This window comes from Leucobacter sp. UT-8R-CII-1-4 (assembly GCF_030010235.1).
Taxonomy (GTDB): Bacteria; Actinomycetota; Actinomycetes; order Actinomycetales; family Microbacteriaceae; genus Leucobacter.
The window spans coordinates 105521-119223 of record NZ_JASCRS010000004.1; the positions used below are offsets into that span (position 1 = coordinate 105521).

The window sequence follows — 13703 nt, forward strand, 5'->3', positions numbered from 1 at the left end:
TGTCTGATGTACTGCAGGCCGATTTTTGCCGCCCATTGAATCCAAAGGACACACCTTGAAGACTCGTCGGATCGCTTCGTCAATCGCTCTTGCGGCGGCTCTCGCCCTTGGCGCAACCGGTTGCAGCATGATCGCTCCACAGGGAACGACTCACCCATATGCACCGAGCGACGGAATCGATGTAACCATTGAGCAGGTCGCCCTGCGCAACCTGCTGCTTGTAGCTGACGAAAGCGGAGACAACTTCAACGTTGTATTCGCTGGCGTGAACAACAGCACTGAGAACCAGATCCTGAGTATGACGTTCTCGCACGAATCAACTCAGGCATCCGCAGACTTCCTGCTGGCTCCAGGCCTCACCTCGTTCGGTGATCCAAAGGGCGAGGTTGCACCGACGCTCGTGAGCCTGCCAGGTCTTAAGGCCGGCGCAACCGTAGAGGTCTACTTCGAGGTAGCCGGTGGCGGCGAAGCGAAGTTCGAGGTACCAGTGCTTGACGGTACGCTCAGCGAGTACCAGGATTACGTACTCTCGCTTTCAGATCTGCGCAAGATGGAGAGCGACGCGAAGGAAGACGAGAAGAAGGCAGACGACACTGCTACTTCGAAGGACGCCGCTGACGCGAAGACTCCAGAGGCAAACGAAGCTCCCGCAGCTGAGTAGTGCTTTCTGACCGTATTGCGGTCATGACAAATGCCCCGGGCCGTATGGCTCGGGGCATTTGTCATTGTGCTGAGGCTGGGTGATCCAGCGCTACCTGCAGAGGCCGTTACCCGAAGCGGTAGCCGACGCCACGCACCGTAGTCACAATCTTCGGTTCTTTGGGATCCTGCTCAATACGTGAGCGGATGCGCTTCACATGCACATCGAGGGTTTTGGTATCGCCGTAGTAATCGCTGCCCCAAACCCGATCGATCAGCTGCCCGCGAGTGAGCACGCGACCCGAGTGACGCATCAGCAGTTCAAGCAATTCGAACTCGCGAAGCGGCATCGCAACCTCTTCGCCCTGCACCTCAACCGTGTGCCGCTCAATATCGAGGCGAATGCCGAGCTCGTCGAGCACACCATCGTCTTCTGGAAGATCATCGACCACAGTGGCTGCTTCAGAGCGGCGCAGCGCGGCGCGAACGCGGGCGAGCAACTCGCGAGTCGAGTACGGTTTGGTGATGTAATCATCGGCACCAAGCTCAAGACCAACAACGATATCAATTTCGCTGTCTTTTGCGGTGAGCATGATGATGGGCACCTGTGACTTGGCGCGAATGCTGCGGCACACCTCGGTGCCGGGCAGGCCCGGAAGCATCAGATCGAGCAGCACCAGATCGGCCTGCGAATCGGGAAAAACGCGTGCAGCCTCAGAGCCGTCGGCCACAATTTGCACCCGGTAACCCTCGCGCTCAAGCAAGAAGGCAAGTGGTTCAGAAATGGAGCTCTCGTCTTCAACGAGCAGAATACGGGAATTCACGATGTCACTTCTTTCTTCGTTCTAGGATCTTCGCCGCGCTTCTTACGAGCAGAGCGCTTTTTGCGGCGACGTTCTTTTTCTGAAAGTTCGTCTTCAATCAGGGGAAATGTGAGGGTGAAACTTGAGCCGACACCCTGCTGCGACCAGACGGTAATATCTCCGCCGTGGGCGCGCATCGTGTGCCGGGCGATCGAGAGGCCAAGGCCGGTGCCGCCGCCATCACGACTGCGTGCGTTATCAACGCGATAGAAGCGCTCAAAGATGCGGGGCAAGTGTTCGGCAGCGATACCCTCGCCCTGGTCTTTCACAGTGATGCGGCAATTATTATCTTCGACGTCGATCCCAATGCCGACCGAAGCGCCCTCTGGTGAGTGCCTGATCGCATTTGTGAGCAGATTCGCGATCACCGTGCCGAGAGAAGAGGGGCGGCCGAGGGTGGTCAGGTTTTCTGGCAGCGTTGGATCCTCGTCGAGCACAATCGTGATGCCCTGTTGCGCGGCGAATTCTTGATGCGCCTCTACCTCGGTACGAACGACCGCGCGCAACGCAACGGATTCGCGATCTTCGGGTTGCAACGAGGTCTGTGCTTCAGAAAGTTGAATAATGTCGCGGGAAAGGTCGCCGAGGCGACGAGACTCTTTGTGTAGTTTCTTCGCAAAGCTGCGCACAATTTCCGGCTCGTCTGCCGCTTCAAGCACAGCTTCGGAGAGCAAGCTGATTGCGGCAATCGGCGTCTTGAGCTCGTGGCTGACATTCGCAATAAAGTCTCGACGCATTGCATTCACACGCTGTTCTTCGCCGAGATCATCTGCGAAGACCACCAGAAATCGCCGCTGCAAGCGCACGATCTGCAAGCGAATGGTGTCGCCCTCTGCTGGATCGATGACGTCGGTCGCACCAGTTGACATCACCTGTCGGGCACGCTTCAAAAACTCGGCATCGTTGAGTTGTTCGCCGGTAATACGTGAGTCATCGCGTGCTGCCGGGTTCGCGTAGACCGGTGAAAGCGAGGCGTCGAGGATCACCGCGAAACGATCAAGCGCGTGCAGCAATTCGATTGCGGCGGGTGGAAGTTCTGGGCGCATTGAGGCCGCACGTTTGCGGCCAAGTGAACGGGTGCCAAACACTACGGCGGTGCCGAGGGCACCAGCTGCGAGTCCGAGTCCAACTGAGGCCAGGACGAGTAGCGTCGGGGTCATGTCTCCATCGTATGTTGCGAGGGCTTTACGTTCAGGTGAGTTAAGCTCCTGTTCACCTTCAGTAGATGCAGTGTTCACGAGCTGGGGACACAATTAAGCGAGGGCGTGCGTCGGCTTTGCTGTCTTGACGCCCCGATTAGGTGCATCATGAACCATCATGAACTTAAGATACGTTCGTTTGAAAACGCCCAGAACAGGAAACTTTAGGAATGCGTGAAGTCTTTCAGCAGGAGCTGCGCGAGGTGCAGAGCCGTCTCGTGCAAATCGCAGAGCTCGTTGAAACCGCGATTCAGCAGGCAACAACCGCTTTCGGTTCGAGCGATGTAGCGCTCGCCGAGCTGGTGCTTGATGGCAGCGACCAAGTCGATCAGTTCACCAGCGAACTCGACGAACTCACCATCGACATCCTCGCGCGCCAACAGCCAGTAGCTAGCGACCTACGGCTGATCGTAGGCGCACTGCGCATGAGTTCATCGCTTGAACGCATGGCCGACCTGGCTCAGCACATTGCTCAGCTCGCTCGTTACCGCTACCCAGAGAGCGCGATCCCAGAAGGGCTTCGCAAGACCTTCTCGAAGATGGGCGCCGTTGACGTGAAGATGGCGGGCCTGCTTGTCGAGCTGCTGCGCGATCAGAACGCAAAGGTCATCGACAAGATTCGTGACCTCGACGACGATCTTGATGAACTGCACGCAAAAGTCTTTGAAAAGGTGCTGAGCGAGAAGATCCAGGTTGACGGCCCGACCGGTGTGGTCGACGCCACCCTCGCCAGCCGTTACCACGAGCGCTTCGGCGATCACGCAGTTGATATCACCAAGCAGATGAACTTCTTCCTCAGCGGAGAACTGCAGTAGCTAGTTCTTGACCGCAATGGGTTGAGCGTGATCGGAGGCGGGGTTCCGTCTTTCATTTCCATCATGACGTTACAGTTTGGCTAGGTGGGTTCCGAGCATCCCACTGAGCCAAACGGCCAGAGTGAAAGCGATGAAAGACGGAACCCCGCCTCCGCTGTGCGCAGACACAAAACAGAAGGCAGCGCCTCGCTCTCTTCCTTGCCGTCGGTGGCTGTAATGAAACACTGCGAGCGATCCAGCGCGACTAGGCTTAATGGTGTGAAACAACGTATTTACGACTCGCGTATGCAGAGCGTCGTCGACTTCGATCCGATCAAGGCCGGCGAAGTGGGCATGTACGTCTGCGGACCGACCGTTCAGTCGGCGCCACATATTGGGCACCTGCGCAGCGCGCTCGTCTACGACCAGATTCGTCGCTGGTTTTCAGCGACCGGTCACCAGGTCACCCTCATTCGCAATGTGACCGACATCGACGACAAAATTCTCGACAATGCGCGGATCGCCCAGGAATCCGGCGGAAGCGAACCCTGGTGGGCGCTCGCCTACCGAGTCGAGCGTGAATTTACCGCAGCCTACGACGCACTCGGCGTGCTTGCGCCAGTGTACGAACCGCGCGCAACCGCAAACATCGCCGAAATGGTTGAGCTGATCGAACAGCTGATCGAACGCGGCCACGCCTACCAAGCCGAAGACGGCACCGCGAGTGTCTACTTCGACACTGCGAGCTGGCCAGAATATGGTGCCCTCACGAGGCAACGCCGTGAACAGATGGAAGACGCCGCAGATAGCGAACCAGTAGGCAAACGCGACCCACGCGACTTTGCGCTCTGGAAGGCCTACCGCGAGCATGAGCCCGAGAGCGCATCGTGGCCCTCGCCGTGGGGTCGCGGACGCCCAGGCTGGCACATCGAATGCTCGGCAATGGCAGCGCACTACCTCGGTGATGCTTTTGACATTCACGGCGGTGGGCTTGACCTGCGATTCCCGCACCACGAAAACGAACTGGCGCAGTCAACCGCAGCTGGCCAGAGCTTCGCGAAGCACTGGATCCACAACGGTCTGGTAAACACTGGTGGGCAGAAAATGTCGAAGTCGCTCGGCAACTCGCTCTTTGCCGCTGATCTTTTGACCGCAACCAGGCCACTCGTGCTGCGCTACTTCTTGGGCTCAGCACACTATCGCTCGGTGCTTGAATTCTCGGAGTCATCACTTGATGAAGCCGCCGCAGCATTCTCGCGTATTGAGGGTTTTCTTGAGCGCGCGTGGGACCACCTGGCCGCAAGCAAGGAAGATGCCACTGCTGGTGAGGCATTCGCTGCGCTCTACCTTAGCCCGCTTGAGGGCAAAGCTAGCGCAGAGATGCTCCCAGCAGCGTTTTCTGAGGCCATGCTTGATGACTTTGGGATTCCCCAGGCGCTCGCTGCACTACACGGTGCAGTACGTGCCGGAAACGTCGCCATCGACGAAAACAACAGCGAAGCCCTGATCGCTCGCGCTGCCGAAGTGGTGGCCATGCTTGATGTGCTCGGGCTTGATCCTCGGTCCGAACAGTGGGCCGATCAAAGCGCTAACGGTGACTCAGCTCGGGAGCAGCAAGCACTCGATACTCTAATTACAGGTATGCTTGCCGAGCGCCGCGCTGCACGAGACGCGCGGGACTTTGCCACGAGCGATGCGATTCGAGACCGCCTCACTGCGGCCGGCATTGCACTAGAAGACGGACAACAAGAGACTCGCTGGAGCCTGACATGAACAGCAAGAGCACGCGCGGCGGAGCCGTACGAAAGAAGAGCCGCGGCAAAGCCGTAGGTTCGGGTGGACAGGGGCGCCAGGCGCTCGAAGGCCGCGGCCCCACCCCTAAAGCAGAAGACCGTACCTACCATCCGGCAGGTAAGGCAAAGGCAGCACGCGAGCGCCTCGAAGCAGCTCGTAAGCGCCACGGCGGCGGCCGCGACGAACAGAAGCGCACGCCACGTAAAAAGACTGACGACACTGAGTTGGTGACGGGTCGTAACGCCGTGCTTGAGGCACTGCGCACGAAGATTCCGGCGACCACACTGTATGTTGCGGCCAAGGTTGAGATGGATGATCGCATGCGCGAGATTCTTGGACTCGCCGTTGGTCGGAATATTCCCGTGCTCGAAATCATGCGGCCAGAGCTTGATCGTATGACCACGCGCGACACAGTGCACCAGGGCGTTGCGCTCAAGGTGCCTGCCTACGAGTACGCACACCCTCTCGAGATGCTTGACGAGATTGAGCGTCGCGGTGATCTGCCACTGCTGGTGGCCCTCGATGGCATCACCGACCCACGCAACCTCGGTGCAATCATTCGCTCGGTTGCAGCGTTTGGTGGCCAGGGCGTTATCGTGCCGCAGCGCCGCTCGGTTGGTGTGAACTCGGCAGCCTGGAAGACCTCTGCCGGTGCGGCTGCTCGGGTGCCCGTCGCTATGGCGCCAAACCTTAACCAGACCATTAAGGGTCTGAAAGAGCGCGGTCTCTTCGTGATCGGCCTCGACGGAGACGGCGATGTGTCGCTGCCGGGTCTCGACCTCGCAAACCGCCCACTGCTTGTGGTCGTTGGTAGTGAAGGCAAGGGCCTTTCACGTTTGGTCACCGAGAACTGCGACGCCGTGGTTTCGATTCCGATTTCTGCGGCTACCGAGTCGCTGAACGCGGGTATCGCGGCGAGCGTTTCGCTCTATGAGGTCTCGAAGCTGCGTGCCGAGGCGACCGCTGAGGCTGCCGCGATTGCTGCCGCCGCTGAAGCCGCTGCTGCCGTCACGGAGTAACTTCCTGGAGTGCGTTCGCTGCGTCTGTTGCAGCGAACGCTCTTCTATTCGCTCGCTGTTTTGTAGCGCACCAGCCACACAACATTTCAGAGTGTGACAGATATTTCACACTCACCTGCCGCACAATGGCATGATGAGTGAGTGATCCAAGTAGAGAATCTCGCGAAAGTCTTCGGCACAGGGCCGAACGAAGTGCGCGCCCTTGACGATGTAAATCTCAGGGTTGATCGCGGCGAGATCCTTGCAGTCGTTGGCCAGAGTGGTGCCGGAAAATCAACTCTCGTGCGCTGCCTCACCCTGCTCGAACAGCCAAGCAGCGGCAAAATCATCGTCGGCGATAAAGTCATCACAGACCTCGCCGAGGGAGAACTCCGTCAGGCACGCCGCGCAATCGGTCAAGTGTTTCAGCACGCGAATTTGCTCGACAATCGCACCGCGAAAAAGAACGTCGAATACCCACTCGAGATTGCTGGTTGGAAAAAAGCGGATCGAGCCAGGCGTGCCGAAGAGCTACTCACGCTTGTCGGGCTTGGCGATCGCCAGAACAACTACCCCTCACAACTTTCCGGCGGCCAGCTGCAGCGTGTTGGTATCGCGCGAGCACTCGCTTCAAACCCAGATGTGTTGCTCTGCGACGAGCCAACCTCGGCACTCGACCCGAGCACAACCGAAGACCTGCTCGATCTGCTGGTGAAGCTTCGCAACGAGCTCAACGTCACCATTTTGATCATCACCCATGACCTCGCTGTGGTGCGCCGCATCGCGGACCGCGTCGCTGTCATCGAAGGCGGACGCATCGTTGACGACGGCACAGTTGAGGCCGTTGCAGCGCACGCAGACTCGCCGCTCTTGAGCGACCTCGGCGTTGAAGCAGCTAAGGGCGACACACAACTACAGGTGAGTGGCGGCCATGTGCAGGCCGCGATTCCCTTTATCTCAAAGATCACCCGTGAACTCGATATCGAGGTTGCCCTGGTATCCGGTGGCACACACGCGATTGGCGATGTGCACGTGGTGAGCGCAACCCTCGGCTTCGAATCGCTCGCAGATCGCGATCGGGCTGCCGCATGGTTGCGCGAGCATGACTTTACGGTGGCAGAAGGATGAGCGCGGTGCTGGCAAAGGGCGGTTGGTCCTGGGAAGAAATCTTCTCAAACCCGGTGATAACCCAAGCGGTGCCCTCGTCTACTCTCGAGACCCTCTATATGGTGCTGACCGCACTCATAATCTCGGTGATCTTTGGCGTGCCGCTCGGTGTCTACCTCTGGAATAGCGGACCAACGGGCCTGCGTCCGGCATCCGCTGCAAACCAGATCGTCGGCACAATCGTGAACATTGTGCGTTCGCTTCCGTTCGTCATTCTTATGGTGCTGCTTCTGCCGGTGACCCGATTCGTAGTGGGCACCACCCTCGGTGCGACCGCCTCGGTCGTGCCCCTCGCAATCGGCGCGATTCCGTTCCTAGCGCGTCTCGTTGAGTCTGCTTTGCGTGAGGTCTCTGCCGGCAAAATTGAGGCTTCAATTGTTTGTGGCGCGAGCAAGTACCAGACCATCACCCGCACCTTGCTGCCAGAAGCACTGCCGAGCATCGTCTCTGCTGTGACCACCACCTCAATTGCGCTCGTCGGCTACTCGGCGATGGCCGGACTCGTCGGCGGTGGCGGTCTTGGCTATCTCGCAGACGCTTATGGCTACAAGCGCTTCGATCTGCCGGTGCTTATTGCGGCGACGATCCTGCTGATCATCATTGTGCAGATTTTCCAATTGATCGGCGATGCAGCAGCTCGTGCACTCGATCACCGGTCTACGGCTTCTGGCCGAGCCATCAACAAGAAACAGTTCAGCAAAATGCAACGAATGCCTAAGTAATTTCGTTTTCCGTTTAAGTTCGCTCGTTTCACTCAGATTTTTCAGTTCCGTCAAGGTGCCGTCAATGGCGTCACACCTACCCAAAAACAGGAGACACACCATGTCTATTTCACGTTCAAACCGCGTACTTCGTGTTCTCGGAGTCGGCGCTTCAGCGCTGATCGCACTCAGCCTCGCAGCCTGTGGCGCTGCCGGTGCAGACACCGCAGACAAGGGCGAGGTTTCGCTTGACACCCCATTCAAGGTGGCCGCCACTGAGGTTCCTCACGCTGACATTCTGAAGTTTGTTCAGGAGAACCTCGCTGAAGACGCTGGTATCAATTTCGAAATTAAGACCTTCAGCGATTACCCACTTGGCAACCGCTGGCTCGAAGAGGGCGAGGTAGACGCAAACTACTTCCAGCACCGCCCATACTTCGATGCTCAGGTCGAAGAATTCGGCTACGACATCAAGCCGCTGAGCGACGTTCACGTTGAGCCCTACGCTGCGTTCTCAGAGAAGTACAAGAGCGTAGCCGAGCTGCCAGATGGCGCAAAGATCAGTGTCACTAACGATGCAGCGAACCAGGAGCGTGCGCTGCGCCTGCTCGCTCAGGAAGACCTCGTTGTGCTGCCTAAGGATGGCGACCTCAGCGTGCTCGCGATCCAGGGCAGCAAAGAGTACAACCCTCACGGGTTCAACTTCATTGAGGCCGACCCGGCTGCACAGGCACGTGCCCTCGCCGATGTCGACCTTGGCATTCTGAACGGAAACTACTTCCTTGATGCAGGTTTCACTCTGAAGGATGCGCTCATCATTGAGCCGCTTGAGGGTAACATCTACGCCAACTTCCTCACCGTGCGCTCGGCCGATGTGAACGATCCACGCCTGATCAAGCTCGACGAGCTGCTCACTTCGCCAGAGACCAAGGCCTTCATCGAGGAGACCTGGCCAGGTGGTGACGTATCGCCAGCTTTCTAAGCTTGAGCGTACTCAGTTAGAAATACGTTGGATCGCCCGCGGGCATGCATTGCGCATGCCTGCGGGCGATCTTTTGTGTGGGCGATCCACCGTGGCGGAGTTCGCCGCCCTCTCCCGATGTTCTCTGGTCACATCACGTATATCTCGCTTGCCCGCCAGCGCCCGTGCGCCCATTCGAGTCGCAGCGCAACCGCGTGAGAACGATGCTCGGTGTGCAGCACGACGGTCGCTTCGGCTACGTGGGGAAACACTCGGCACAGGCGAAGTCTGCCCGGGCTTGCGATGCACCTTCGGCGGTCAAGCTGCGCCTCACGGCGCTCTCGGTGCGCCGTCCGTTGCACTGCGAGTTGCCTGGCTGCGCCCATCGAGAGCATGGTGCCAATCTCGTGAATTCCGCGTAAACCTTCTACAGCTTCAAAACAGAGTGTTGCCAGTCTCCGCACAAATCGATCCTGCGGATCGGGGATCTCTTCGGCGAAATCGAAGGGGAGGGCATCTGTATTGAATACTGCTTGCATTGGGGCTCCTCAAATCGGTTTGAGCGCATTCCCCGATGCGTGTGTTGATCCGCTAGCGCGGCTGTGAAGAACACCATAAGCGCAGATCAACAGCAATCCACAATAGGAATTTCGCCTAGTCTGTAGAAGCTTTAAGCTCTGATCGCAAAGGTTTTTTCGACTTCCCAGCGTGGCTAGGCTGAACTTCACTTGATCCGAAGATTTTGCCCTCTATGCTGAAACCGTGTCTACCCTTCGCAACCTTGCAACTAAGTACTCCGATCTGAGCGATGAGCAGCTCGACTGGCTTGAGCTGCTGACGCTAGATTGGCCGCTGCTCGCTGACCTCGCGCTTGGTGATGTGGTGCTTTGGGTGCCAACCACAGACAACAACTATGTTGCTGTCGCGCACAGTCGCCCGGCCGGTTCGGTGACGCTGTTCTACCGTGACATCATCGGCGACTACATGCGCGATGACTGGCGCGAAATTGTCGACGAGACGATGGAAACACGAAAGCCAGCAAGTTCTCGTGCGCCAGTCTGGTACGAAGAGACCGCAATGAAGCTGAACGCCTTCTCGGTCAGCATGCGTGACGAGGGGGCAGCTGGCGCATCTGAAACCGCCCGCAATACCGACACCGGCGTGATCACCACGATCGGCATGCCAACCCAGCCGTTCGCCGTGCTGACCGTGCACACGAGCCCATCTGACCCGCAGTACACCAACCACATCGGTAAGGCGTTCCGCGAGGTTGCAGATGATCTGTTCTCGATGATTCAGCAGGGCCTCTTCCCATCGCCGGGCACCTCGCGCGGCCGCGAACGCGGTGCACCGAGGGCCTCAGACGGTCTGGTGCGCATCAACATGGAGGGTGTCGTTACCTTCGCAAGCCCGAACACCCAGTCGGCATTTATGCTGCTCGGCTACCGTGACGAGCTTGAAGGTGAAAACTTTGCCGAGGCAATCGCAGAGCTCGTGAAGGGGCAGTTCGATACGAACGAGTCACTGCCTCTGATCGCGCAGGGCCGCGTCGCGAGACGCGCAGATGTCGAGATTAACGGCAGAGTGGTGACGCTGCGTTCGATTCCGGTAATTCGAGATGAAGAGCGGATCGGCGGAATCGTGCTCACCCGGGACGTGACGGGACTGCGCCAGCAGGAGCAGGAGCTGATCACCAAAGACGCAACCATTCGCGAGATTCACCACCGAGTGAAGAACAACTTGCAGACGGTGGCCTCGCTGCTGCGTGTGCAGGCTCGTCGAGCGCGCAGTGAAGAAGCCAAAGAGGTGCTGGGTCAGGCGATGCGCCGTGTTGCGGCTATCGCGGTTGTGCACGACACACTCTCGACCGGACTCTCGCAGATTGTTGATTTCGACGTGGTCTTTGACCGCGTGCTCGGTCTTGCCGCTGAGGTAGCGAGTTTGCACGGCACCACGGTGCACCCGCACAAGGAGGGCCGCTTCGGTGAGCTGCCAAGCGAGTACGCGACCCCGCTTGCGCTTGCGCTCACTGAGATTGTGACGAACGCGGTGGAGCACGGCCTGGCCGGCCGTGAGGGTGAAGTGAACATCACTGCCGACCGTACTGATAATCGCCTCGCGGTTGAGGTTGTTGATACCGGTACCGGCCTGCCCGGTGGCACCGTGGGTGACGGCCTCGGCACTCAGATCGTGCGAACCCTTGTGGAGGGTGAGCTCGGTGGATCGATTACTTGGGGCCCCGATGAGCGTGGCGGAACTCGCGTCTCGATCGAGGTGCCGCTGCACTGGATCCGCACGAGCGTAGAAGGCAGATAACAGCGAGAGCCGTTTCTGGCTCTCGCTGTTATTCAGGCCTGCTTCGGGCGGGTGCACCCGTCATCCTGCGCGACCGCTGAGGTGCCGGAACTCATTGGTCTGCCTTCTGCGATTTCGTGCAGGATGACGGGCCTTGCACTGCATGGTGGGCAGTTATTTGCGTGAGTTGCGGTTTGACCGGATGATCACGATGCCGCCAATTGCGAGCAGGATCACCCCGAGGCCAATGGTGCCAGCAATCACGAACGTGGTGACGTCGATGCTGTCGGGTGCAACCAGCTGAACAGCCATGTACGCGCAGAACGCGAGCATCAGCACACCCCAGACAATTGTGCCCGTTTTCGGGCGACGAGCCATGGTCTCTGGACGCTGCTGGTAGCTTGGCGCGGCCGCTGGTTGCGTGGGCTGCGAGCCAGATTGCGGGCCGGGCTGTGGGCCGGACTGTGGGCCGGGCTGTGGTTCAGCCGCAGGCGTTGAATCAGGAGCGCTTGCTGATCCAGCGTTGACGTCAGCTTCGGTTGCAGCTTCGGGCGTAGGATCTGCCGCACTTGCTGGCTCGACAGAGACAACGGGCAATTCGTTCGTTTTCGGACCCTTGCCGCCAACCGCTGGCTGCGGTGCCCACTCCGAGATAGCCTTCTGAGTTTCGCTCGGTTCGTTACTCATCGTGCATCCTCCAATTCGCTAATGCGGTCTTTGAGCTTGTCGATTTCTTTTTGGCGATCTTTCTCAGCACGGGTGAGTTCTGGCTTCGTCGGTGGAGCGTCTGCACCCTCAACAATGACGGTGCCGCCGAGCATACGCACGTGCACTTGGATCTGCTCGTCCTGAGTCGACCCCTGCTTCATTGTGCGAGACATCAGCACGCCACCCTGGCGACGCTCATCTGCGCTATCGCGCTGATCCTTAATGGTGCCAGCGAATAGATCCACCCGCACCGTGGTTGCAGCAGAGTCTGGCATCCGAACGGTCGCGTTTCCGCCGAGGATCCAAAGATCAACGGTTCGTGCATTCGCGCTAGCTCGCACATCGCTCAGATCGATCAGCGAGTTCCCGGCGATAGTGACGAGTGCTTGATCCTCACCAACGGTCTGCACTCGCAGCGCTGAATCACCGAAAGGTACCACCTCGGTGTCGCTGGGCAGCAGCGAACTGAACGGTGCGAAGATCAGCGCGACAACGCCGAAGAAGGAGAGGAATCCAATGAAGCCGCTGTCACGACCGCGAATGCCGGCGATGATTGTCGAGATAGCGAGCACCGTGACACCGGCAAGCAAGCCTGTGGTGAGAGCGAGATTGTTGTCTCCGCCGTAGGCGAGTGTCGCCGTCGCGATGCAACCCGCAGCAAGTAGAGCGAGCGCGAGGCTCACCACGACGTGCACGGCGCCGAGCCGGTGGGCATCACGGTATTCGTGGCCCCACTTCTCCCAGTCTTTCGACTTCTCATCGACCTTCGTGCCCCACTCGTCGGCCTTTTCAGAGAAACTCTGGCCCCACTCGTTCGCTTTCTTGCTGGTGCGCTCAGCGAAGTCATTGGCCTGAGCAGCTGTGCGTTCAGCGAAATCGTTCGCCTGCGTCGTGGTGCGCTCGGCAAATTCGTTCGCCTGGTCAGCAAACTTATTGGCCTGCTCCTTGTAGTGCCCAGAAGAATGATTGCGTGAGCGGCTACTGAGCCAGGTAATCAGCCAGATCGCGAGTGCCGGCACCGCGACAGCCCACCAAAGCACTCCGAAGGTTACCTGCAGCCAGGTGGGGAGCACACCCCAGGTATCCCACCCCCAGGGCCCGAGGAACACGGTGCGGAAGAAAACGATGATTGTGGGAACGATGAGTACTGCGCCGAGTACGATAGCTGCGACTACCGCCCCGGCCGAGGCTCGCCCCCGGAACAGTTCCTCCAAGTGAATACGCCCGCTGGCGTCTGGCAGCATCAGCCAGGCTGCAATGTAGAGCAGAATGCCGGGGCCGCCGAGCAGCGCCAAGACAATGAATACGCCGCGCACAATGATCGGGTCGATCTTTGCCTTTGCCGCGATACCGCCAGCAACACCGGCGATCCAGCGATCACCGCTGCGCGTAATATCAAGTCCGCGCAGCCAAGTGAAAAAGCGGTCAGAGCCGCGTTCAAATGACGGGCCGTTATTACCCTGGGGGCCGCCCTGTGGAGGAGTTGTGTCGTTCATAACTACGAGTTTGCCGGTGGAGGCGCAGCGGCCGCTATGGGGGGTTACCCTGAGCCGACCCTGAATGTGGCCTGAACGCCCCCGAGAA

Annotated in this window: 13 protein-coding genes; 8 read left to right on the forward strand and 5 right to left on the reverse strand. The window is 58.9% G+C overall.

All coding sequences use genetic code 11. The features are described from left to right. Positions 1 to 55 precede the first annotated feature (55 nt). Positions 56 to 661: a DNA modification methylase gene (locus QBL02_RS10215; protein WP_282726327.1), complete on the forward strand. Its 606-nt coding sequence runs from the start codon at positions 56 to 58 to the stop codon at positions 659 to 661. Between the two features lie 106 nt (positions 662 to 767). Here the strand turns inward: QBL02_RS10215 and QBL02_RS10220 are convergent, their stop codons facing one another. Both QBL02_RS10220 and QBL02_RS10225 read right to left on the reverse strand, forming a co-directional pair. Beyond that, positions 768 to 1463: a response regulator transcription factor gene (locus QBL02_RS10220; RefSeq protein WP_282726328.1), complete on the reverse strand. Its 696-nt coding sequence runs from the start codon at positions 1461 to 1463 to the stop codon at positions 768 to 770. After that, complete coding sequence (locus tag QBL02_RS10225) at positions 1460 to 2662, reverse strand: ATP-binding protein (protein ID WP_282726329.1); 1203 nt, start codon at positions 2660 to 2662, stop codon at positions 1460 to 1462. Before QBL02_RS10225 ends, QBL02_RS10220 begins: the two co-directional genes overlap by 4 nt. A 209-nt stretch (positions 2663 to 2871) precedes the next feature. On the opposite strand from QBL02_RS10225, the gene phoU reads away from it, so the two are divergent. From phoU to QBL02_RS10255, 6 genes are all read left to right on the forward strand, one after another. Further along, positions 2872 to 3516 carry a phosphate signaling complex protein PhoU gene (gene phoU / locus QBL02_RS10230; RefSeq protein WP_282726330.1) on the forward strand — a complete coding sequence of 215 codons (645 nt, stop codon included), beginning with the start codon at positions 2872 to 2874 and terminating at the stop codon, positions 3514 to 3516. Between the two features lie 258 nt (positions 3517 to 3774). Further along, positions 3775 to 5268, forward strand: coding sequence for a cysteine--tRNA ligase (gene cysS / locus QBL02_RS10235; protein ID WP_282726332.1), 1494 nt, complete (start codon positions 3775 to 3777; stop codon positions 5266 to 5268). Beyond that, entirely contained in the window at positions 5265 to 6308 is a 1044-nt protein-coding gene (gene rlmB / locus QBL02_RS10240; protein ID WP_282726333.1) for a 23S rRNA (guanosine(2251)-2'-O)-methyltransferase RlmB, read from the forward strand. The genes cysS and rlmB overlap by 4 nt, the downstream gene beginning before the upstream one ends. Before the next feature lie 141 nt (positions 6309 to 6449). Next, positions 6450 to 7415, forward strand: coding sequence for an ATP-binding cassette domain-containing protein (locus QBL02_RS10245; protein ID WP_282726334.1), 966 nt, complete (start codon positions 6450 to 6452; stop codon positions 7413 to 7415). Beyond that, positions 7412 to 8176, forward strand: coding sequence for a methionine ABC transporter permease (locus tag QBL02_RS10250; protein ID WP_282726335.1), 765 nt, complete (start codon positions 7412 to 7414; stop codon positions 8174 to 8176). Before QBL02_RS10245 ends, QBL02_RS10250 begins: the two co-directional genes overlap by 4 nt. A gap of 100 nt (positions 8177 to 8276) precedes the next feature. Further along, positions 8277 to 9137: a MetQ/NlpA family ABC transporter substrate-binding protein gene (locus tag QBL02_RS10255; RefSeq protein WP_282726336.1), complete on the forward strand. Its 861-nt coding sequence runs from the start codon at positions 8277 to 8279 to the stop codon at positions 9135 to 9137. A gap of 128 nt (positions 9138 to 9265) precedes the next feature. On the opposite strand, the gene QBL02_RS10260 is transcribed toward QBL02_RS10255, so the two are convergent. Further along, a complete protein-coding gene (locus QBL02_RS10260; protein ID WP_282726337.1) occupies positions 9266 to 9655 on the reverse strand; it encodes an Rv3235 family protein in 390 nt (129 codons plus the stop codon). A gap of 223 nt (positions 9656 to 9878) precedes the next feature. Here QBL02_RS10260 and QBL02_RS10265 point away from each other — a divergent pair, with 223 nt between their 5' ends. Further along, positions 9879 to 11432, forward strand: coding sequence for a histidine kinase N-terminal domain-containing protein (locus QBL02_RS10265; protein WP_282726338.1), 1554 nt, complete (start codon positions 9879 to 9881; stop codon positions 11430 to 11432). 153 nt (positions 11433 to 11585) lie between these two features. Here the strand turns inward: QBL02_RS10265 and QBL02_RS10270 are convergent, their stop codons facing one another. Together QBL02_RS10270 and QBL02_RS10275 are read right to left on the reverse strand one after the other, a co-directional pair. After that, positions 11586 to 12098 carry a hypothetical protein gene (locus QBL02_RS10270; protein ID WP_282726339.1) on the reverse strand — a complete coding sequence of 171 codons (513 nt, stop codon included), beginning with the start codon at positions 12096 to 12098 and terminating at the stop codon, positions 11586 to 11588. Continuing rightward, complete coding sequence (locus QBL02_RS10275) at positions 12095 to 13615, reverse strand: PspC domain-containing protein (protein ID WP_282726340.1); 1521 nt, start codon at positions 13613 to 13615, stop codon at positions 12095 to 12097. Before QBL02_RS10275 ends, QBL02_RS10270 begins: the two co-directional genes overlap by 4 nt. Positions 13616 to 13703: the final 88 nt, after the last annotated feature.

What these genes read in the sequence shown, in the direction of transcription:
- QBL02_RS10225 (WP_282726329.1), bottom strand. Translation starts at nt 2,662, where the DNA reads ATGACCCCGACGCTACTCGTCCTGGCCTCAGTTGGACTCGGACTCGCA.
- phoU (WP_282726330.1), top strand. Translation starts at nt 2,872, where the DNA reads ATGCGTGAAGTCTTTCAGCAGGAGCTGCGCGAGGTGCAGAGCCGTCTC.
- rlmB (WP_282726333.1), top strand. Translation starts at nt 5,265, where the DNA reads ATGAACAGCAAGAGCACGCGCGGCGGAGCCGTACGAAAGAAGAGCCGC.
- QBL02_RS10250 (WP_282726335.1), top strand. Translation starts at nt 7,412, where the DNA reads ATGAGCGCGGTGCTGGCAAAGGGCGGTTGGTCCTGGGAAGAAATCTTC.
- QBL02_RS10255 (WP_282726336.1), top strand. Translation starts at nt 8,277, where the DNA reads ATGTCTATTTCACGTTCAAACCGCGTACTTCGTGTTCTCGGAGTCGGC.
- QBL02_RS10260 (WP_282726337.1), bottom strand. Translation starts at nt 9,655, where the DNA reads ATGCAAGCAGTATTCAATACAGATGCCCTCCCCTTCGATTTCGCCGAA.
- QBL02_RS10270 (WP_282726339.1), bottom strand. Translation starts at nt 12,098, where the DNA reads ATGAGTAACGAACCGAGCGAAACTCAGAAGGCTATCTCGGAGTGGGCA.
- QBL02_RS10275 (WP_282726340.1), bottom strand. Translation starts at nt 13,615, where the DNA reads ATGAACGACACAACTCCTCCACAGGGCGGCCCCCAGGGTAATAACGGC.